This window comes from Flavobacterium sp., assembly GCF_030146175.1.
Classification (GTDB): domain Bacteria; phylum Bacteroidota; class Bacteroidia; order Flavobacteriales; family Flavobacteriaceae; genus Flavobacterium.
Genome location: NZ_JASLCE010000024.1, coordinates 1 through 19,508, shown reverse-complemented (window position 1 = coordinate 19,508; position 19,508 = coordinate 1). Strand labels below are relative to the sequence as shown.

The 19,508-nt window shown below is 40.9% G+C and carries 20 protein-coding genes; 7 read left to right on the top strand and 13 right to left on the bottom strand.

What is annotated here, in order from left to right; all coding sequences use genetic code 11:
- Positions 1–2 precede the first annotated feature (2 nt).
- From creD to Q1R07_RS02725, 4 genes are all read right to left on the bottom strand, one after another.
- On the bottom strand, positions 3–1,277 hold the full coding sequence (gene creD / locus Q1R07_RS02740) for a cell envelope integrity protein CreD (RefSeq protein WP_300485834.1): 1,275 nt from the start codon (positions 1,275–1,277) through the stop codon (positions 3–5).
- A gap of 71 nt (positions 1,278–1,348) precedes the next feature.
- Positions 1,349–1,804 (bottom strand): hypothetical protein, encoded by a 456-nt coding sequence (locus Q1R07_RS02735; RefSeq protein WP_300485767.1) that lies wholly within the window; start codon positions 1,802–1,804, stop codon positions 1,349–1,351.
- A 47-nt stretch (positions 1,805–1,851) separates the two neighbouring features.
- On the bottom strand, positions 1,852–2,148 hold the full coding sequence (locus Q1R07_RS02730) for a transcriptional regulator (protein ID WP_300485765.1): 297 nt from the start codon (positions 2,146–2,148) through the stop codon (positions 1,852–1,854).
- A gap of 5 nt (positions 2,149–2,153) precedes the next feature.
- The gene (locus Q1R07_RS02725) at positions 2,154–2,762 is read right to left on the bottom strand and encodes a hypothetical protein (RefSeq protein WP_300485763.1); all 609 of its coding nucleotides are present in this window, start codon (positions 2,760–2,762) and stop codon (positions 2,154–2,156) included.
- A gap of 108 nt (positions 2,763–2,870) precedes the next feature.
- On the opposite strand from Q1R07_RS02725, the gene Q1R07_RS02720 reads away from it, so the two are divergent.
- Together Q1R07_RS02720 and Q1R07_RS02715 are read left to right on the top strand one after the other, a co-directional pair.
- On the top strand, positions 2,871–3,158 hold the full coding sequence (locus Q1R07_RS02720; RefSeq protein WP_300485761.1) for a hypothetical protein: 288 nt from the start codon (positions 2,871–2,873) through the stop codon (positions 3,156–3,158).
- Between the two features lie 2 nt (positions 3,159–3,160).
- On the top strand, positions 3,161–3,514 hold the full coding sequence (locus tag Q1R07_RS02715; protein ID WP_300485759.1) for a DUF1801 domain-containing protein: 354 nt from the start codon (positions 3,161–3,163) through the stop codon (positions 3,512–3,514).
- 66 nt (positions 3,515–3,580) lie between these two features.
- On the opposite strand, the gene Q1R07_RS02710 is transcribed toward Q1R07_RS02715, so the two are convergent.
- From Q1R07_RS02710 to Q1R07_RS02695, 4 genes are all read right to left on the bottom strand, one after another.
- Positions 3,581–4,426 (bottom strand): hypothetical protein, encoded by an 846-nt coding sequence (locus Q1R07_RS02710; protein WP_300485757.1) that lies wholly within the window; start codon positions 4,424–4,426, stop codon positions 3,581–3,583.
- Positions 4,427–4,441: 15 nt separating this feature from the next.
- Positions 4,442–5,260 (bottom strand): 3-deoxy-8-phosphooctulonate synthase, encoded by an 819-nt coding sequence (gene kdsA, locus Q1R07_RS02705; protein ID WP_300485755.1) that lies wholly within the window; start codon positions 5,258–5,260, stop codon positions 4,442–4,444.
- A 91-nt stretch (positions 5,261–5,351) separates the two neighbouring features.
- Positions 5,352–5,819 (bottom strand): 2-dehydro-3-deoxyphosphooctonate aldolase, encoded by a 468-nt coding sequence (locus tag Q1R07_RS02700; protein WP_300485753.1) that lies wholly within the window; start codon positions 5,817–5,819, stop codon positions 5,352–5,354.
- A gap of 2 nt (positions 5,820–5,821) precedes the next feature.
- On the bottom strand, positions 5,822–6,307 hold the full coding sequence (locus tag Q1R07_RS02695) for a DUF4199 domain-containing protein (protein ID WP_300485751.1): 486 nt from the start codon (positions 6,305–6,307) through the stop codon (positions 5,822–5,824).
- Between the two features lie 117 nt (positions 6,308–6,424).
- Here Q1R07_RS02695 and Q1R07_RS02690 point away from each other — a divergent pair, with 117 nt between their 5' ends.
- A complete protein-coding gene (locus tag Q1R07_RS02690) occupies positions 6,425–6,985 on the top strand; it encodes a YeeE/YedE thiosulfate transporter family protein (protein ID WP_300485750.1) in 561 nt (186 codons plus the stop codon).
- A 1-nt stretch (position 6,986) separates the two neighbouring features.
- Positions 6,987–7,400: a DUF6691 family protein gene (locus Q1R07_RS02685; RefSeq protein WP_300485749.1), complete on the top strand. Its 414-nt coding sequence runs from the start codon at positions 6,987–6,989 to the stop codon at positions 7,398–7,400.
- Positions 7,401–7,445: 45 nt separating this feature from the next.
- On the opposite strand, the gene Q1R07_RS02680 is transcribed toward Q1R07_RS02685, so the two are convergent.
- Both Q1R07_RS02680 and prmA read right to left on the bottom strand, forming a co-directional pair.
- Positions 7,446–7,721 carry an ATP-dependent Clp protease adaptor ClpS gene (locus Q1R07_RS02680; protein WP_300485746.1) on the bottom strand — a complete coding sequence of 92 codons (276 nt, stop codon included), beginning with the start codon at positions 7,719–7,721 and terminating at the stop codon, positions 7,446–7,448.
- A gap of 27 nt (positions 7,722–7,748) precedes the next feature.
- Positions 7,749–8,582: a 50S ribosomal protein L11 methyltransferase gene (gene prmA, locus Q1R07_RS02675; protein ID WP_300485744.1), complete on the bottom strand. Its 834-nt coding sequence runs from the start codon at positions 8,580–8,582 to the stop codon at positions 7,749–7,751.
- A gap of 89 nt (positions 8,583–8,671) precedes the next feature.
- Between prmA and Q1R07_RS02670 the strand changes: the two genes are divergently transcribed.
- Entirely contained in the window at positions 8,672–9,889 is a 1,218-nt protein-coding gene (locus Q1R07_RS02670; RefSeq protein ID WP_300485742.1) for a porin, read from the top strand.
- Between the two features lie 197 nt (positions 9,890–10,086).
- Here Q1R07_RS02670 and Q1R07_RS02665 read toward each other — a convergent pair whose 3' ends face one another.
- Positions 10,087–11,148: a nitronate monooxygenase gene (locus tag Q1R07_RS02665; protein WP_300485740.1), complete on the bottom strand. Its 1,062-nt coding sequence runs from the start codon at positions 11,146–11,148 to the stop codon at positions 10,087–10,089.
- 130 nt (positions 11,149–11,278) lie between these two features.
- Positions 11,279–14,344, bottom strand: a complete 3,066-nt coding sequence (locus Q1R07_RS02660) for a choice-of-anchor I family protein (RefSeq protein WP_300485738.1) — start codon at positions 14,342–14,344, stop codon at positions 11,279–11,281.
- Positions 14,345–14,646: 302 nt separating this feature from the next.
- Between Q1R07_RS02660 and ccsA the strand changes: the two genes are divergently transcribed.
- Complete coding sequence (gene ccsA / locus Q1R07_RS02655; RefSeq protein WP_300485736.1) at positions 14,647–17,787, top strand: cytochrome c biogenesis protein CcsA; 3,141 nt, start codon at positions 14,647–14,649, stop codon at positions 17,785–17,787.
- A gap of 139 nt (positions 17,788–17,926) precedes the next feature.
- Positions 17,927–18,160 carry a hypothetical protein gene (locus Q1R07_RS02650; protein WP_300485735.1) on the top strand — a complete coding sequence of 78 codons (234 nt, stop codon included), beginning with the start codon at positions 17,927–17,929 and terminating at the stop codon, positions 18,158–18,160.
- A gap of 32 nt (positions 18,161–18,192) precedes the next feature.
- On the opposite strand, the gene Q1R07_RS02645 is transcribed toward Q1R07_RS02650, so the two are convergent.
- Positions 18,193–19,422, bottom strand: a complete 1,230-nt coding sequence (locus Q1R07_RS02645; protein WP_300485733.1) for an MFS transporter — start codon at positions 19,420–19,422, stop codon at positions 18,193–18,195.
- Between the last annotated feature and the right edge of the window lie 86 nt (positions 19,423–19,508).

Sequence of the window (19,508 nt, the reverse complement as noted above, 5' to 3'; positions counted from 1 at the left end):
GATTAATTGCTGTTCCAGTCGATTTTTCGGGAAAGGTACATCACAAGTCCAAGGATGATAAACAAACCGATACTGCCTACAAGAAGGGCATAATTCTCCATTTGAATAATAATATAAATAAACAGATACAAAGCCGATAGCGACGTACCGATAAGTAAAGGGAATTTAGGATTCTTCAGAATGGAAAACGAATATAGACTGATCATCAGAACAACTGCGAGACCGGAAAGAATATAGGCCAGGTGGAAACTACTGTGCTCGGTTATTGCGATAAGCAACGTATAGAACAATACCAGCGCAATACCGATCATACAATACTGGAAAATATGAATACGGATTTTACTGATGGACTGAATCAGGAAAAATGTCAGGAACGTAAGACCGATCACCAGGAAGCCGTATTTGGATACGCGTTCATTTTTTTGATATTCGTCAACAGGCACAATAAAATTAACCCCAAAGGCATATTTACTCAGATCCGGTAGAGTATTAAAATATTGCTGCGAAAACGCTCTGTTGATATGCAGTACTTTCCATTTGGCCTGAAAACCATCATCTGAAATCACTTTTGTTTTATCGTTCGGAAGGAAATTTCCGGTAAAGCCCGGGCTATGCCAGTTTGATTTCATACTCATTTCCGTCGTTTTTCCAATCGGTACAATTTTGATCAGCTGACTACCATCGTATTTGATTTTAAAATCAAAAGAAGTTGGAAAAGTTGCGCCTGCCATATTGATAGGAGCGGTTTCCAGTGCTTCATAACCGGAATTGCTATTGTAGATCGGTTCGAAGGTATACGGTTTGCCACCAAATGTAATGTCGACTTGATCTTTAATACTCTTCAGATTGGTGGTCTGAATCAGGATGGTCGCTTTGTCCCAATGTATGTTTCCTGCCGGAATATTCTGTATGTCAAAATCGGGTTTTACATAGGAGCCTTTAAAATTCATTTCGGCCGTGTAAACCGTGGCGTTATAAATATTCCGGTTTAACGGTTTGGTTTCGACTGTCGTCTGATTTTCCAGTTTTTCCGGAAACAGATAAGCATATTTATAGGTTTGGCTATTGGCTTCGGTATACGGTACTTTTAAAATAGGTCCGTAAAAATAAACGCTGCTACCCCATTTTTCACTCACTTCTTTAATCACCTCATTTTTCCGCTGTGAACGTTCCGAAATTAAATCTTTGACAAATTGTAGCGGTATTAGTAAAAACAGCGTCAGAAAGCCAATCATGATCATTTTGACCGTTGGCGTTTGGAAAAAAGGAGTCGGCATTTTTGGGAGGTTTACTTCCGGTCTGGAAGTGTCTTTTTCAGATTGATGGTCCATGTTGATTTGATTTAAGGTTATTGAATTTTAAAAGTTTTTCGAATGTTTTCGGTTGGTTGTAATAAGAGTTTCGAATAGTCGAGGTAATGAAAGGCCAATGCTTTGCGGCCTCGTTTGTAATACGAGTGGAAGAATGCTAATTCGAAGCAATAAAATAGTGTTCCGATTAGTACTACCATAAACAGATAGGCACTTCTTTTTCCGTTGCCGAGTAGGTAGCATTGCATTGCGATTTCTTCTTTTACAGACGTTCCGATTCCGGTGAGAATGTGCATCACATCGTGGTCTTCCAGTTTGGGTTCCATTGTAAAATGATTTGCAGTTAAAAATATTCCGAGGTCGTTTCCTAGTGTTTTTTCGGGATAGGAGAGTAGTTCCTCTTTGGTAACGTTCCATGGTGCATTCTTTTTAAAAAAGTGCTGATACGGTAATTTGGAAAGTGTGTAAAACAGTTCAAATAATTTATCTTTCATATTTAAAAGTACTTTGAATTTCAAAGTTAAAAGGCAAAAAAATAGCGTTAGTGTTTTTGGATTAATTTTTCAAGAGCGTCAATATGTTCCTGAAAGGCTTTTCGGCCCTCCTGAGTTGCGATATAGCGGGTATTGGGTTTTTTCCCGATAAACTGTTTTTCAATAACGATATAGTTTTCACTTTCAAGCGCTTTGGAATGACTCGCCAGATTGCCGTCTGTCACGCCTAGAAGTTCTTTAAGCGTCGTAAAGTCGGCGTACTCGTTGACCATCAGTATGGACATAATGCCCAGACGGATCCGATGGTCAAACGCTTTATTGATATTTTCGATCAGACTTTTCAAAACAATTATTTTCGGTCGTATTTATAATGCATCACAGTACCGTAGAGGATATGGCAGATTCCGAATCCAAGTGCCCAAAAGTACAAACCATAATTGGAAAATACTACGGATAATAATCCTAAAATGATTTCGGTAATCCCAAGATAACGCACATCCCGTAAGGTGTATTTACTGGCGTTTAGACAAGCCATACCGTAAAAAATAAGGGTAGTGGGAACGATCAGATCGTAATAGCTTTTTTCAAATAATAGCAAGGTCAGAATCCCACCGGTTACCAGTGGAATAAAAAAGTTGATCAATAGTCTTTTGGAAGAGGAGTTCCATACTTTTTCGCCTGTTTTTTTGGCTTTATTAACGGTGAAGATATACGCCGTGATTAAAGAAAAAACGAGTACCGCCAGCGCAACCAAAACAAGTTGCTGGAACAGGGAACTGTTCACGGAAACATAGGCATCGGTGTTGGTACGGATCAGATACTGTGCCACAAAGGCGCCAATCAAAGCATACACACCGGCCAAAACGCCGGAAAGACCGCTCAATGAGATAAACTGTGTCGATTTATTCATCAAGTCCTTGATGTCTTTTAAATCCTGTAAATAATTATTTGTATCCATTTAAAAGTACTTTGAAAAACAAAGTAAGTGATATTTTTTGAAACCAGCAATTTTTTTAAGAAAATAAATCTGATAAAAGATTGATCGGAAATTACCAAAACAAGTGATATGTTTGTAAAAAGATTTAAAACGATGCGTATAGTAGGTTATTTACTGGTTATCATAGGGATATTGTTCGGAGTGTATCTCCTGATGGCACTTATCGGTGTTACATCGTATACGGAACATCTGAAAGGGGAGAAACCCAGTTTTCTGATTGTATACTATATGGGGATTATTGTCGCCATGATTGTATTGGCTGTAGCCGACTTTTTGCTAATCCGCTACGGACGACGTTTGATCCGTAAGGCAAAAAATAAAACACAAAATAGTTCTACCGAAGAGCAACAACTGTAAATATGAAACCAGCCGACGTCTATATTATCAACCAGCCGGAGCCGTATCGTTCGATATTATTGCACCTGTTGGCCGTTTTAGAAACAACATTGGAAACCTCGTATCATTTGGAATACAAGTGGAAAGTTCCGCATATGTATTATAAAGGAAGGCCATTTTGTTTTCTGAATGCGAGTCATAAACGACAGTATGTCGATCTGGGTTTTTCGAGAGGTTTTAAGCTTGTGCAACATCAGGAGCTATTGGTGTCGGAAGGACGAAATACGATGAAATCACTGCGTTACCAATCGCTGGAAGAAATAGATCCGATTGTATTAACGGATTTGATCAAAGAAGCTATGGCGTTATATCCATAAAAAAAGGCTCCAAACGGAGCCTTTTTTTGTCTAATATCTTTTGTCTAGCGTCTTTTCTCTTTTAAATTATATTCTGAAAATACCACCAAAAGCAATCACACGTTGTAAAAACATAAAATGCTGTGACGCTTTATCGTCGTTGCTATACGTCGTTTTGATGTCGTTCATGTTGATATAACCACCTTTTAATTCGGCCTGAATAAAGAAGTGTTTAAAGAAAGTCAGGTTAAGTCCGGCTTTGGCCGAAAGTCCGAATCCGGAAATATGGAAATCGTCATGACGTTCTTTATTAAACAATTTTGCATTGGTTTTAGGGAATAAAACACCACCACCAACACCTTCGGTTACATTGATCTGAAATACGTCGGTATCGGTAATTCCAAACCATTTTGAAATATCGTCCACACGGGAAAATTCCGTGTTGATATAGTTTAATCCGTCGGTATGCTCGAAAGTAAGGAAACTCTCATCGGTTAAATCAACCATTCCATTGCTCACGACCGTGTTGTTGTATTCTGCCGGATACGTACCGGAAATACGCGCCCGCTGATCCTGTTGCATTACATATTTCATATGATCCACACCAATTGAAATATTGTATTTGTCGGTGATAAAATAACCAACACGCAGATTGGTTTGTGGAATCGTCATTCGTCCCGGGTTGATATAGTCAATATGCCATCCTTTGGGTTTGTCCTGAGCCGCAACATCGTGCAGTGTAAAATCGTAATCGGCACCTTGAAAATGGATGTCCGAATTGGTGAAATTTGCGCGGTTTCCGCCCCAGAAAACGTAAAACTTACCTTTGTTGTGAGCCGTGTATTTTTCAGGTGTGATTGCTTCTTCCTGAGCAAAGGTGTACTGTGAAAAAACACAAAAAGTTAGCACAGCCATTAAAAATGGATGTTTCATTATCGATAGTAAAAATTAAAATGAATTTACAGTTTTACGGATCGCTACCAGTTTTTGCATCAGCCCTTCAAAATAATCCAGGTGTAGCATATTGGCACCGTCGCTTTTCGCATTAGCAGGGTCGAAGTGGGTTTCGATAAAAATACCGTCTACACCAACTGCGATTCCGGCTTTGGCAACCGTTTCGATCATATCCGGACGACCACCGGTAACGCCGGCCGACTGGTTGGGTTGCTGTAGCGAATGGGTCACATCGAGTACTGTCGTAGCAAATTGTTGCATGGTTGGGATTCCTCGGTAATCCACAATCATATCCTGATAACCAAACATGGTTCCGCGATCGGTTAGCATCACGTTTTCGTTTTGGCAGTCCAATACTTTTTGTACGGCGTGTTTCATACTTTCCGGACTCATAAACTGACCTTTTTTCAGGTTTACGGTTTTTCCAGTTTGCGCCGCAGCCACCACAAGATCCGTCTGACGTACTAAAAACGCAGGAATCTGAAGAATGTCCACATATTCGGCAGCCAATTCAGCATCGTGGTTTTCGTGAATATCAGTAACGGTTGGTACGCCAAATTCTTTAGATACCTTTTGAAGTATTTTCAGGGCTTTTTCATCTCCGATACCGGTAAAACTATCGATTCGGGAACGGTTAGCCTTTTTAAACGAGCCTTTAAACACATAAGGAATGGCAAGTTTGTCGGTGATGCCTACTAATTTTTCGGCAATTCGCATGGCCATTTCCTCGCCTTCAATGGCACAAGGTCCGGCCAATAAAAAGAAATTTCCGCTATCAGTATGTTTGATTTGCGGTATATTGGATAAGTTCATAATGGATTCTTAAAAAGTGAAACAAATATACAACAAAAATCCTTCCAAAAAACGTTTTGGAAGGATGCGATTTCTTATAGTATTCTTAAAATTAGTGTGTTCGGGATGGGTTTTTCTTAATGGATAAACCTTTAGGACACATTATTTTGCCTTTTTCGAAAGTGTTAAAGTAAAGTACGATAGGTTTTGCCAGACCTTCCCAGCTTACGGTATATTGCGCCAGCATTCCGGCACCTACACGGTTGTGTTTCGTTGGAAACGGACAACAGGTTCCGGTTTTTTCGAAGCTTAATTTTTGCCCGTCAGGACCTTCCAATCCGTTAAAAAAGTACGTCACATTATTTTGTTCCTGCGATTCCGCTACAAACCCGATATTGATCGGATAGTCCGAATCATATCCGTATTTGGCGTTATCGCTATATTCGGTCAGCAGATAATAATCCCCGCGAAGAATAGGGCGGGAAGCGGTTTCGTCTATATTTTTAATGGTCGATTTGGTGCTGATACAGGAAGAAACCGACAACGCCAGTAATAGCAGGGCAAAAGCTGTTTTTTTCATAATTAATTTCGGTTTTTGGTCTGAATAAAATAAGCGGCAATTGCCGATAGTATAATTCCTAAAGACAGGATGTTTAAAAATCCTTGTGAAATAAAGCTCTGAAGGTTAAAATAACCCGTTGCAAATTCCTTATTACCCGGTTTGGTTTTGATCACATTCGCGATAGCATTGTCGAAAAAATCCGGAGAAATCACCTCATGGAAAAACGTTTGTACCAGCGGACTTATTGCAGCGATGAGTAACGTCAGAATAGCCCCCGAAATAAACGCCTGTTTGTAGGTGATGGTACCGTTGTAAAAAGTTGTCTTTTTTTCTTTTAATGCCAGCGTATAAACAATAATGTATACGATTCCGAACAGCAAACTGATATAGAAATAACTACTGATCTTTTCGTCGTGAAAGCCGGCAATTTTCTCTAAAAACAGCCATAAAACAGTGGCTACGGAAAAAATAATACTCCATTTTATTTCGGTAAAAAACTTTTTCATCTGCGGGTAAATTTATGGTTTCAAAGGTAGCAGAATATTTTGTTTGCGGAAAATTATGTAATCAATGTTACACAAAATACTGGTCGAATAAGTACTTTTGCCCTAAATCAGTTTTTTATGGAAGTAATTTATGGAACCTGGCCCTGGTATATATCGGGCTTTTTGATCGGAATGGTGATGCTGGCGCTACTTTATTTTGGCAAAGCATTCGGAATGTCCTCTAATTTACGAACCTTATGCAGTATTGCCGGAGCGGGTCGTTTTGCCGATTTTTTCCGATTTGACTGGAAAGCGCAACGTTGGAATCTGGCGGTGGTTTTTGGAGCCATGCTGGGCGGTTTTGTAGCGGTTCACTTTTTAAGTGACGGAAGTGGCGTAAACCTGAATCCGACAACAATAGAACAATTGGCAACGATGCATATCGAAGCACCGGAAGGGAAACTGGCTCCGGATTCGTTAATGGGTTTTGAAGCCTTAAAAAATCCGAAAACCTTTATCATTTTATTAGCCGGAGGGTTGCTGATTGGATTTGGAACGCGTTATGCCGGCGGATGTACGTCCGGACACGCTATTTCCGGGTTAAGTAATTTACAGTTGCCTTCGCTGATCGCCGTAATCGGTTTTTTTATCGGCGGATTGATCATGTCCCATTTTCTATTACCTTTAATTTTCAGATAAGATGAAATATATCAAATTTATACTGGTTGGTTTTGTATTCGGAATCGTGCTAACCAAATCAGAGGCGGTATCCTGGTATCGTATTTACGAAATGTTCCAGTTCCAGTCGTTCCATATGTTCGGGATTATTATGGTTGCGGTGATGACCGGCTTGATTGGTGTTCAGTTGATCAAACGTAAAAACCTAAAAGATTATACCGGTGCGCCCATTGCGATCGAACCCAAAGAAAAAGGATTTGCCCGTTATATTATTGGCGGTACGTTGTTTGGATTGGGCTGGGCGATGGTTGGTTCGTGTCCGGGACCGATTTTTATTTTGTTAGGAGCCGGATTTTGGGGTGCCGGTGTGATTTTACTCGGTGCGCTTTTAGGAACTTATATCTACGGATTGTTAAAAGATATACTGCCGCATTAAGAGCGGGTTTGTAAATAAAAAAGTCCCGATTTATCGGGACTTTTTTTATTGAATTTCAGCGCTTAAACCGGCATCCAGCAATGACGAACACTGCGGTTTCAGGTCGGTATACGAACCGGTTTTTACCGTACATTTTCCGGTATAATGCACCAAAATGGCACATTGCTCGGCTTGTTCGGAGGTATGGTCGCAAACGCGGATTAAAGTGTCTATTACGTGATCGAAAGTGTTTACATCGTCGTTAAACAGTACAATTTCATTATTTAATGAAATCAGCTCTTCAACCGATACGCTTTCTAAAACTTTTTCCTGGGTACTCATAATCAGAAGCTTAGTTTAATTTTTTAGCTAATTTACATATTTTAGAGATACCCAATTGTTCTTTTGGAACTTTTTAACATACGTCAGTCCTTTTTCGGTACAGGATGCATCGATAAACGGAATATCCTCTTCATAAAAACCACTTAACAATAGAATACCGCCTTTATTCAGACGGTTTACATAAGCCTGCATATCGTTTAGTAAAATATTACGGTTAATATTCGCGATGATCAAATCGTATTGCTGATCCACCAATAAAGCAGCATCGCCTTCGTAAACCGTGATATGCTTACAATTATTTCGTTCGGCATTCTCGATCGAATTCAGATAACACCAGTTGTCGATATCAATAGCATCGATGGGTTGTGCGCCACGCATTTCGGCTAAAATCGCCAAAATTGCCGTACCACATCCCATATCAAGGGTTTTCATGCCGGTTACATCGGTTTCCAATAAGTGTTGTGCCATCATAAAAGTCGTCTCGTGATGACCGGTTCCAAAACTCATTTTTGGCTCGATTACGATATCGTATTGTGCCTCATTTTTTTCGTGGAAAGGGGCGCGAATCTGGCAAATACCGTCAATGTCGATCGGCTCAAAATTCTTTTCCCATTCTTCATTCCAGTTTACCTGTTCGATCTCTTCTATGGTATAAGAAATAGTAAATTCCTCAGAATGTAAAATCTGTATATCATCCAGGATATTTTCATTCCACAGCTCTTTTTGAACGTAAGCGGACAGCCCGTTTTCGGTTTCGATAAAACTTTCGAAAGCCGTTTCTCCCAGTTCAGCGATTAAAATTTCAGAACCTAACTCTTTGGGTTCCACAGAGAAGTGGTATCCTATATAATTATTTTGCATAACATTAATTTTTCGCAAAGGTAACATTATCTTAATATCGTCAGCGGATAAATAACATTAGTTTTGCTCTCAGATAACACAACACTAACATGAGAATACAACTAACTTTTGTTTTACTGTTCGTCGCAGCTGTATTACAGGCGCAGGACATTAAGATTAGCACCAAAGATAACGATTTAAAATTAGCGGCATTACCCTATTACAGCTACGGTAAGGGGCTTGGAATTACTTCTGCCGACAGTCTTTTCCAGTTAAATATTCGTTTCCGGATGCAAAACCGTATCGGATTTATCAAAAATGAAGGTGAAGACGATGCGTATGACGGACAGATTCGTCGTTTGCGTTTGCGTTTCGACGGTTATGTCGGAAACCCGCATTTTCTGTATGTGTTGCAATTATCATTTGCACCGGGCGATGTAGGCGAAATCCACGATGGGGAAAACATCAATATTATCCGGGATGCGGCGGTTATTTACCGACCAAACCGAAACTGGAGTTTTACTTTCGGACAAACAAAATTACCGGGGAACCGTCAACGGGTCAATTCATCGGGAGCGTTACAGTTAACTGATCGTTCGATTAACAATGCCAAGTTTAATATCGACCGTGATTTTGGACTTCAGGCGTATTATCTGAATGAGCAAAAAGACCGGTTTTCCTATAATTTAAAAGCGGCTGTTACTACTGGTGAAGGTCGTAACTGGACCAAAAGCCCGGATAATGGTGTGGCTTTAACCGGTAAGATCGAATTATTTCCATTAGGATCGTTCACGAAAGACGGATCGAATTTTGAAGGCGATCTTGCCCGCGAAAAAACACCCAAATTATTGTTTTCGGGTGCTTATCATCAAAACAATAACGCCAGACGAACCCAAGGTCAGTTAGGAGACGATTTGTACCAGCAAAAAACCTTGCGTTCCTTTTTTGCGGATGCGATGTTTAAATACAACGGTTGGGCTGCTATGGCGACCTATATGTCCCGTGCATCACACAATCCGGTGGCTGTTGATCCGTTGGATCCGACCTTAACAAATTATGCTTATGTTGGTCACGGAATGGACTATCAGTTGAGTTATACGTTTCCAACGAATTATGAAATTATCGGACGTTTTTCAACGCAAAAAGCGAATAAAGATATCGCTGCGTTTACACCAAATACGAACGAATACACTCTTGGTGTAACGAAATACCTTTGGGAGCATGCCTTTAAATTGCAAACGGAGTTTACCTACGATCGTCTGAGTTTTAACGACGGATCGACAAAAAATAACTGGTATGTTCGCTTCCAGATTGAAATAGGTATTTAAAAAGAATACTCATATGAAGAGACACCTGACAGGTTTTGAAAACCTGTCAGGTGTTTTCTTTTAGGGTGTATTTTTACTTTGAAGAATAAAACAGATAAGGAAGGTGTTTCTATTTGCTATCAGATTGAAAATATGCATTTAAAAAAGAATATTCTTTGGATAGACACCTGACAGGTTTCGAAAACCTGTCAGGTGTTTTAGTATGTTAATTCAGCCTGTCGAATCAGTTCCCGGAAAATTGCGGCACAATCCGGTAAATGGATTTTAGGGGCGGATTGTCCCGACCATAGATTGGTAAAATCACCTTTGTTTTGTTGTTGGGCTTTTTGGCGCAATGCGGTCGTCAGACTATTTTGTATCGGATAGGGAAGTGGTGTGAAACCGGAATGCTCCACTTCGGTCATAAATTGATTTTGCAAACCACGAGCCCATCGTCCGGAAAATGCACGGGTAAGTTGACTATCGGTATCTTTTGCTGCCAAAACCGCCTGCTGATAAGCCGGTATCGCCAGACTTTCGGTTGTGGCAATAAAAGCCGTTCCAATTTGCACTGCGGAAGCGCCCATAGCAAAAGCCGCTTTAATGGTTTTTCTATCGTTGATCGCTCCGGATGCTAAAACCGGTTTACCGATACGATTTACAATTTGCGGAACCAATGCCAGTACACCAACTTGTGGTAACGGAATATCCTCGAGGAAAGTACCGCGATGACCGCCGGCTTCAATACCCTGAGCGGTAATCATATCAATGCCTTTTTTGTCTAATAGAAGTGCCTCTTCCAAACAGGTTGCCGTTCCGATTAAAACCGTACCGTTGGCTTTTAATTTTTGCAGACTTTCATCATCCGGAATCCCGAACGTAAAACTAACAATAGGGATTTGTTCCGCAATCAGAATATCGATTTGTGCTTTGTAGGAATAAAAAGTGAGTGTGTCCAAAGCTAACTCCGGGAATTCCAACCCGTTTTTTTGGCCAAGTCCGATCAGGAAATCCTGCATTTGCGCAGCCTGATCCCGATTTACTTCCGGGATTGTATGCGCAAACAGATTGACGGCAAACGGACGTTGGGAGAGTTGTTTGGTTCTTCGGATTAATTCGGTTGTTTTTTCAGGCGATAAACCGCCAACGGGAAGTGATCCCAATCCGCCTTCATTGGCAATTGCGGCAACCATCTCGGGAGTGGTTACGCCTAACATCGGAGCCTGAACGATTGGATATTGAATGTGTAACTTTTCGGTAATGGAATGGAACCGGTTCATGGTAAATGTTTTCTCAAATTTATGAAAATGCTTACCGTAAAACCGGGTTTGGGATATATTTAACGCCCAAAAATCAAAAACCGGATTGGAGGCGAATCCAACCCGGCTTTCTTCCTAAAAATATAATAAACTACTTAACAACCAGTTTTTGAGTAAGGCCTTCATCCGTCTTGATCAGATAAATACCTGCCGTCAGTTTTGATGTGTTGATCAACAGTGCATTTTTCTCCGACTGGATTAATTTTCCAGTCAAATCATATAGCGAATAGCTGGCCATACGGTTAAAATAAACCACACCTTTGGTAGATGGATTCGGGAAAACAGCAAAGGTTTTTGGAGCCTGTACATAATCATCGTTGGTTAGATTTGCGGTATTGACTTCATACATACTAATCGTACCACTGATTTCGTTAGCAACGGCTACATAATTTTTATTGTTCGGACTATCGGCAGCTTTGATAAAGGTAACGCCTTCCGGACCAAAATCTCCGGAATAAGCCGATGTGCTACGACTGTTTTTATAGTCTACGAATTTTACATCGTTCGGATTGGTCACATCATAAACCATCACACCACCAACGCGCTCCAGCGTGATAAAAGCGAAGGTTTTCCCGGCAATTTGCGTTAGCGTAACACCTTCCGGCTCCGGACCTTTGGCACGGCTTCTTCCTTTTTTAACGTTATCACCGTGGTCGGCATTAAAAATCGGACTGATAGATGGTGTCATAGCGGTATACATCTCGAAATCGTCGCCACTGTCAAATACGATCGCTTTCGTATCGGCATTAAAGATGGAGAACGAACGGGAACCTAAAATTTTGATTTCTTCAAAATCGGCATCCGCATCGGTATTTCCGTTAAGATTGGTTACACGTAGTCTTCCGGCGTTGTGGTTTTGTTTTAAAACCGAGGCATTCGGGAAAATAGCAGGATCTAAAGTGTAGGTATTGGCACCAACCGTAGTTCTTTCGGTTAAACCGGCATATTCTTTTTCATCACCTTCGTTGGCCATAACCAGGTAGGTTGTTCCGTTTACGGTGTAGTTTGCTACGGCATCCGGAATATAATACGCCTGGATTGGCCAGTTGGCAATCAATACTTCGTTGTTATTATCGGAAATATCCATACCGTTACCCGGCAGACTGATATCTTTTGTGCCTAAAGCCCAAATGTCGGAAATGGTTTTAGTTACCAAATCAATTTCGGCAATGGCGTTATTTTCCTGAAGGGTTACCCATGCTTTTTGAGAATCGGGACGAATGGTGATGTATTCCGGTTCCAAATCCTGCGCCAGTGTACTGGTACTTTTAGTTTTACGTACACCTGAAGCGATAAGAGCAGCTTCCTGCGCATTAAAAGCGGTAAATGAAGCCGTAGTGACATTAGCTTGCGTTAAAGAAGCGATTCCACCGGAAATATCGATAATGGAAACCGAACCTTCCGGATCTACGGTATAGGCATCATTCGGTTGTCCTTCGTTGGCGGTTAGCACTTTTGTTCCGTCCGGTGTAAACGTTACCATATCGGGTAGCGCCCCTACGGTTACTTGTTTTAAGAACGTCCCATTGGTGTCGAAAAATACCACCGATCCGTTTAGTTGTTCGTTGGCATTTGGCGAAGCAACGGCTACCACTCCGTTTTTAACAGCTACACTGGTAATACCACCATACGAAGCCATATTGATGGAGTTGATTACCGTTAAATTGGCCGGATTCGAAAAGTCGATGATTTCCAGCTTGTCGGAAATAGCACTGATGGTAAAAAGACGTTGCGTAGCCGGATCGTGTACGATGATCTCGCAAGAACTGGTACTTGCTCCGGAAGGATCGAAACTTCCGATATAGTCCAGTTGGATATCGTGATTCGGACTAGGCGCCTGGCGGTCGTTATCCTTGATATATACGGTAGCCATTGGATTTCCGTTGATCGTTAAACCAACCGGGTTTTCAAGGCTTAGTACAAAATATTCGGCATGCTGTTCTTCCTGTGTATCGTCGATAATCGGAATCGAAATGGTTTGAGTTGCGTTACTACCCGCTGTAAAATGTAAGGTTTGGGTTTGTAATGTAAAGTCATTTTGATCGGCTGTACTGAACGGAGCCGCCTTTACTACTAAATCAACCGATGCATTAGCAGGATTGGTTAGATTTAGGTTGAATGATAGCGTACCGTGATTTTCGTTTACCGTTACAAAATTGGAAGCCATCGCAATTTTAGTATCGAAAGCTACCGTCGAAAACTGAACTGCAGAACTATATGTTATGGCATTATCATGCATATCTTCGATCAGATTCGGTAATAAGAATACAAAATAGGTAGTACTGTTATTAAACGGCTGTGTCGGGTTGATCGTAATCGTGTTGTTGTTAAAAGTAGCGTCAAATGGTACAGTAGCCCCTGTAATACTCCCTTGGCGTACTTGTACTAAAGCATCCACATTGGTATTGGTAATAGGCGAATTGTCAATCAGACGGACATCTTCATTAAACGAAATTGTAGGCTGTGTATTGATGGCTACGTTAGTCGCATTATGCGTTGGATTAAAAGACGCTAGCGGAGGCGTTGTGTCATTACCGCCGGCAGTAGAACCGGTAATGGTAAGATTATCAAAACGGTTATTTCCGCTTGAACCGGCAGCTGTGCTACCTCCGAATTCAATTTTCAGGGCAAAATTAGGGTTGTTGGCGGCACCTGCGATTCCGGAGAAATCAAGGGTTACCACTTCATAGGTAGGTTCGGTTTGAGGAGAATAGGTGGTTACGGCCAATCCGGTAGTGATAAAATCGGTTCCGTTTAACGTATACGAATAGTTTTGAGACGAAGCACCTTGTGTGGTACGAGTCGTCGCAAATTTAATGATGATATTCTGATATCCGGTAGTGGGTGCGGCAACCAGTAGTGCGCGGGTGTTACTCGGATTTCTCGGACGTAAACCCAATCCGGCTGCATCACCGTTTTGCGCGTTCAATGCCGATCCGGCCACATTGTCCATATATCCGGCACCGGTTCCGGGATAGGTAATCTGCGTTCCGGTTGGAATTAATGAAGCATCGGGAGCTACGGTTGTTAACGTTCCGGATGGAAGTGCATTAAAATTCCAGTAGTGAATTTGCTGTGTCTGTCCCCAGGTAAAGGTCGATCCCATAAAAAGGAACAGGCGTAACAGGTTCTTTTTAGAAGTGTAAAATTGTGTCATGTATGTTGTTTTGGTTGGGTACAAAAGTGAAGGTTTCAGGTTAGGGTAGTATTAACTTAAAAATAAATCGGTGTAACAGAATGTTTAAGAATAGGTTAGGAAGGTAAACCAATACACAACCGGATGTTAACTTAACTTTTCCGCAGGACGGTCACCGATATAAAAAAAAAAGGACAAAAATGCCCGTTTTAAGAAAGGTTTATCAATTTTAACAGCTGTTAAATATTACGTTAAAAAGCGTTAATAGGAGTTTGTTTTTAAGTACTTTTGCGACAATTTATAAAAAAACAAATCCAATCACCATGGGTAAAAAAATAGTCTCATTTTTGTTCTCCACGCGTTTAATGGCTTTCCTGTTTATTTTCTTTGCAGCAGCGATGGCCGTAGGAACGTTTATCGAAAACGATTATAATACCACGACAGCCCGTATTCTGATTTACAATACGAAATGGTTCGAAGGTATTATGGCGATCTTCCTGATCAACTTTTTTGGAAATATCAAACGCTACCAATTGCATAAAAAAGAGAAATGGGCTACGCTATTGCTGCATTTGTCTTTTATTTTTATCATTTTGGGAGCCTTTATCACCCGTTATATCAGTTATGAAGGTGTGATGCCAATCCGCGAAGGCGAAAGTTCCAATCAGATTTTTTCAGACAGAACGTATCTGACTGTTTTTGTAGATGGTGATTACCAAGGCGAAATGCGTAGAAGAACCTTTGAACAAAGAGCTTTGTTCTCACCGGTGACGAATAACGACTTTACCATTTCCAAAAAGTTTAATGAAACGCCATTTGAAATCCGTTATAAAGACTTTGTAATGGGCGCCAAAGAGGTGATCAAACCAAGTGAAAAAGGGACATTGTTTTTAAAACTCGTGGAATCCGGCGACGGAACCCGTCACGAGCATTACCTGAAAGAAGGGGAAGTACAAAACATCCACAACGTATTGTTTGCGTTTAACAAACCAACCGACGGTGCGATTAATATCATCAAAGAAGGCGATAAATATTCGATAAAATCACCATTTGAAGGAAACTTTATGCGAATGGCCGACCAGATGAAAGGCGATGTTGCGAAAGATATGGTTCAGGACTTGATGTTCCGTTCCCTGTATAATATGGGCGGTACGCAATTTGTACTACCGGAACCGGCCATAAAAGGTGTTGTGGCCTTCGAATCGAACAACGATTTTAAAGACGATAAATCCGACGATGCTTTGGTGTTAACCGTAACCGTTGGAGGCGAAGAACATGAAGTAACCCTATTGGGTGCCAGAGGAAAAATGGGTGTGCCGAATTCCTTTAAACTGGGGAATCTGGAGTTTACCATGATGTACGGAAGTAAAGTTTATGAAACGCCATTTAAAATCCGTTTAAATGATTTCGTAGCCGAAAAATACCCGGGAACGGAAAAAAGCTACTCGTCTTTTGAAAGTAAAGTAACCGTACTCGATGGTGCGGAACAACGCGATGAACGTATTTATATGAATCACATTTTGGACTATAAAGGATTCCGCTTCTTCCAGTCGTCATTCGATCCGGACGAAAAGGGAACCGTGTTATCGGTAAACCACGATTCGTGGGGAACCAATATGACCTATTTGGGTTATTTCTTATTGTATGTTGGACTTATAGCGATCTTATTTGATAAAAACAGCCGATTTGGCGATCTGAAAAAGAAACTGGAAAAAGTGCGTACGAAAAAAGCAAAATTACTACCGGTTATTGCGCTATTGCTATCGTTTAGCGGTTTTGCGCAAAACAACCACCAACATCAGATGCCAACGCCAAAACAAATCGACTCTTTACTAACCAAATATAAGGTAAGCGACGAAGAAGCAGCAAAATTTGGCCGATTGGTAATTCAGGATCAGGGTGGACGTATGAAGCCTATCAATACGTTTTCATCCGAACTATTGCGAAAAGTAAGCAAACAGGATCATTATAAAGGAATGAACTCCGATCAGGCGTTCCTGTCGATGACACAATTCCCGCAGGTATGGTATAATGTTCCGTTGATCTATATGAAAAAAGACAACGACAGTATCCATAAATTAATCGGAGTGTCGTTGGGCGAAAAATATGCTCCGTTGGTAAGTTTCTTCGATGAAAGAGGGAATTACAAACTGGCTGGTGTTTTGGACGAAGCCTATAAAGCTGCGGTTCCAAACCAATTCCAGAAAGATTTTATCGAAGCGGATAAAAAAGTAAACCTGTTGTATTCGGCGTTAAGCGGTCAGATTTTAAAAGTATTCCCGGTTCCGAACGATCCGAATAACAAATGGGTATCGTTCCTGGAAGTGAACGAGCAAACGCATACCGCTTTGGATTCTATTAAAAACGTTATTCCGTATTATTTGAGTAGTATCGATAAAGCTGCTATTTCGGGCGATTATAAACTGTCGGACAGCTTGCTTAAAGGATTGGAAAATTACCAAATCAAATACGGATCGAAAGTACGTCCAAGCGACAAAAAAATTGATACGGAAATCCTGTACAACAAATACGACATTTTCAAAAAGCTATTCTCCTGGTATATGTATGCCGGAGTATTGATGTTCCTTTTTGTGATCATCAAAATTTTCAAAACCAATAAAACGGTTAATATACTGGTAAAAATCAGCCATGCGATTATTGCGGTACTATTTGTATTGCATACCGCCGGATTGATCTTCCGTTGGTACATTTCCGGTCACGCACCGTGGAGTGATGCCTACGAGTCGATGATTTACGTTGGATGGGCGACCATGCTATTCGGATTGGTATTCGGCCGAAAATCGGAATTAACGGTAGCGTCTACAGCCTTTGTTGCGGCCATGATCTTGATGGTAGCACACTGGAGTTGGATGGATCCTGCGATCGCCAATTTACAACCGGTATTAAACTCGTATTGGTTGATGATCCACGTGGCGGTTATCGTAGGTAGTTACGGTCCGTTTACACTGGGAATGATTCTGGGAATTGTAGCGTTATTGCTAATGGTGTTCACGAACGAAAAGAACAAAGAAAAAATGAACCTGAACATTCAGGAGATTACCTATATCAACGAAATGGCACTTACTGTCGGATTGGTGATGTTAACGATTGGTAACTTCCTGGGTGGACAATGGGCTAATGAAAGCTGGGGACGTTATTGGGGATGGGATCCGAAAGAAACCTGGGCATTGATCAGTATTATGGTATACGCTTTTGTAATCCACATGCGTTTGGTTCCGGCTATGCGTGGTAAATGGATTTATAATGCAGTTAGTGTTTATGCCTTCTATTCCATTTTGATGACCTATTTTGGAGTAAACTTCTACTTATCCGGTTTGCATTCGTATGCCAAAGGAGATAAAGTGGTAACACCAAACTTCGTGTATTATTCAATGGCTTTGATAACGCTGTTGGTGGCATTGGCCTACTACAAAAACAAAAAATACCTGCATAAAAAGAAATAATTGCAAAATAATAAAACAATGAAAGCTATCTTCGGGTAGCTTTTTTTTATTTATGAGTATTAAATAATTTAATTTTTAATATTTTTTTAACAAAAATACCTATTACATTTATACTCGTTAATCAATAAAAACAAACAGTATGAAAAAAGTAGTTTATTTAGGAATGGCATTATTATTTACCATGGCAATGTCGGCTCAGGAAGTGAAAAAAGAAGTAAAAAAAGAGACTGATGCTGCTAAAAAAGAAATGAAGCACGAAGGCAAAAAAGCGAAAGCGGAAATGAAATCCGAAGGCAAAGAAGCGAAAGCTGAGATGAAAGCTGAAGGTAAAAAAGCGAAAGCCGAAGTCAAAGACGAAATGAAAAAAAAGTAACAAAATGAAAAGCGCCTCTTCCGGGCGCTTTTTTATTCAGTATAATCCAAATCTTTATTATGGGTTTCGGCGATCGTAAGCGTCGAATAAATAGCCAAAGCAAATACAATCAATCCGACTATAGAAGCGGAAACAATTACCCCGTTATGCACTTTTAAATGATCAAAAGCGATTAACATCACCGGAAGCAAACCGCGAACCATATTCGGGATCGTTGTAGCGGCCGTACTGCGGATATTGGTTCCGAACTGCTCGGCACCCACCGTTACAAACATCGCCCAATAGCCGGTTCCCAATCCGAGCCAGGCACAATAAAAGTAATACATAGTCTCCGACCGTGTTCCGCCGTATAGCATCAATACAATTCCTACAATCGTAAAGAGCATCATATATAAAATGGCCTTTTTCCGCGAACGCAATAATTGCGAAATCAACCCGCTGGCAAAATCGCCTACGGAAATCCCAACATACGCCCACATAATCGCTTTACCAGGGTCAATTTCTCCAATCCCGAAGGATGGTGCAAACTGATTCCCCATTACCGCCAGAATCCCCACGCAAAACCAGGTGGGCAATCCAATGGAAATACACTTTACATATTTTATAAAACGCTTGCGATTGGTAAAAAAGCCAAGAAAATTTCCTTTTTGAATATCGGTATCCCGAAGGTCTTTATATAGGCCGGATTCCATCACACCTACGCGTAAAAAAAGCAGAAACAGTCCTAACGAACCACCGATAAAATAGGCATAGGTCCAGTCACCGGCCAATTCTACCGTAAGCTGCGCCACTACGGCACCTAAAAGGCCGAAGCCAGCCACAATGGAAGTTCCGATCGCCCGTAATTCTTTGGGTAATGATTCCGAAACCAGCGTGATTCCGGCGCCCAATTCGCCCGCCAGTCCGACACCCGCAATAAAACGCAGAATGGCATAGGTCATCGCTTTGTCGTTAAAGGGTAGAAATGGAAGGAAACCGCACAAAATATTAGCCACGGAATAGACAAGTATGGAACCGAAAAGTACCGAAAGCCGTCCTTTTTTGTCGCCTAACATGCCCCAGAGTATACCACCTAACAACAGTCCGACCATCTGGAAATTCAGAATCATCGTACCGTCGGTATCGACATCAAGACCAAGGGTTTTTAAACTGGGAATACGAACAATGCCGAAAAGGAGTAAATCGTAAATGTCGACAAAATAGCCTAAAGCTGCTACAATTACAGGAAAGGATAATAAATGTTTAATTTTTTGGGATTCCATTTGTATTTTAGGTTAAGTATTGCCAAAAATATAAATAATTGTCTTCTGTGTTCTTTTTTTGTCAGGATATTTTTAAGGCGATTAAT

Bases quoted from the DNA above. Each gene is read 5' to 3' on its own strand.
- ccsA (WP_300485736.1), top strand. From the start codon at position 14,647: ATGGGTAAAAAAATAGTCTCATTTTTGTTCTCCACGCGTTTAATGGCT.
- Q1R07_RS02645 (WP_300485733.1), bottom strand. From the start codon at position 19,422: ATGGAATCCCAAAAAATTAAACATTTATTATCCTTTCCTGTAATTGTA.
- Q1R07_RS02690 (WP_300485750.1), top strand. From the start codon at position 6,425: ATGGAAGTAATTTATGGAACCTGGCCCTGGTATATATCGGGCTTTTTG.
- Q1R07_RS02695 (WP_300485751.1), bottom strand. From the start codon at position 6,307: ATGAAAAAGTTTTTTACCGAAATAAAATGGAGTATTATTTTTTCCGTA.
- Q1R07_RS02660 (WP_300485738.1), bottom strand. From the start codon at position 14,344: ATGACACAATTTTACACTTCTAAAAAGAACCTGTTACGCCTGTTCCTT.
- Q1R07_RS02715 (WP_300485759.1), top strand. From the start codon at position 3,161: ATGAAACCAGCCGACGTCTATATTATCAACCAGCCGGAGCCGTATCGT.
- Q1R07_RS02700 (WP_300485753.1), bottom strand. From the start codon at position 5,819: ATGAAAAAAACAGCTTTTGCCCTGCTATTACTGGCGTTGTCGGTTTCT.
- prmA (WP_300485744.1), bottom strand. From the start codon at position 8,582: ATGCAAAATAATTATATAGGATACCACTTCTCTGTGGAACCCAAAGAG.
- kdsA (WP_300485755.1), bottom strand. From the start codon at position 5,260: ATGAACTTATCCAATATACCGCAAATCAAACATACTGATAGCGGAAAT.
- creD (WP_300485834.1), bottom strand. From the start codon at position 1,277: ATGCCGACTCCTTTTTTCCAAACGCCAACGGTCAAAATGATCATGATT.
- Q1R07_RS02725 (WP_300485763.1), bottom strand. From the start codon at position 2,762: ATGGATACAAATAATTATTTACAGGATTTAAAAGACATCAAGGACTTG.
- Q1R07_RS02720 (WP_300485761.1), top strand. From the start codon at position 2,871: ATGTTTGTAAAAAGATTTAAAACGATGCGTATAGTAGGTTATTTACTG.
- Q1R07_RS02650 (WP_300485735.1), top strand. From the start codon at position 17,927: ATGAAAAAAGTAGTTTATTTAGGAATGGCATTATTATTTACCATGGCA.
- Q1R07_RS02685 (WP_300485749.1), top strand. From the start codon at position 6,987: ATGAAATATATCAAATTTATACTGGTTGGTTTTGTATTCGGAATCGTG.
- Q1R07_RS02710 (WP_300485757.1), bottom strand. From the start codon at position 4,426: ATGAAACATCCATTTTTAATGGCTGTGCTAACTTTTTGTGTTTTTTCA.
- Q1R07_RS02680 (WP_300485746.1), bottom strand. From the start codon at position 7,721: ATGAGTACCCAGGAAAAAGTTTTAGAAAGCGTATCGGTTGAAGAGCTG.
- Q1R07_RS02735 (WP_300485767.1), bottom strand. From the start codon at position 1,804: ATGAAAGATAAATTATTTGAACTGTTTTACACACTTTCCAAATTACCG.
- Q1R07_RS02670 (WP_300485742.1), top strand. From the start codon at position 8,672: ATGAGAATACAACTAACTTTTGTTTTACTGTTCGTCGCAGCTGTATTA.
- Q1R07_RS02665 (WP_300485740.1), bottom strand. From the start codon at position 11,148: ATGAACCGGTTCCATTCCATTACCGAAAAGTTACACATTCAATATCCA.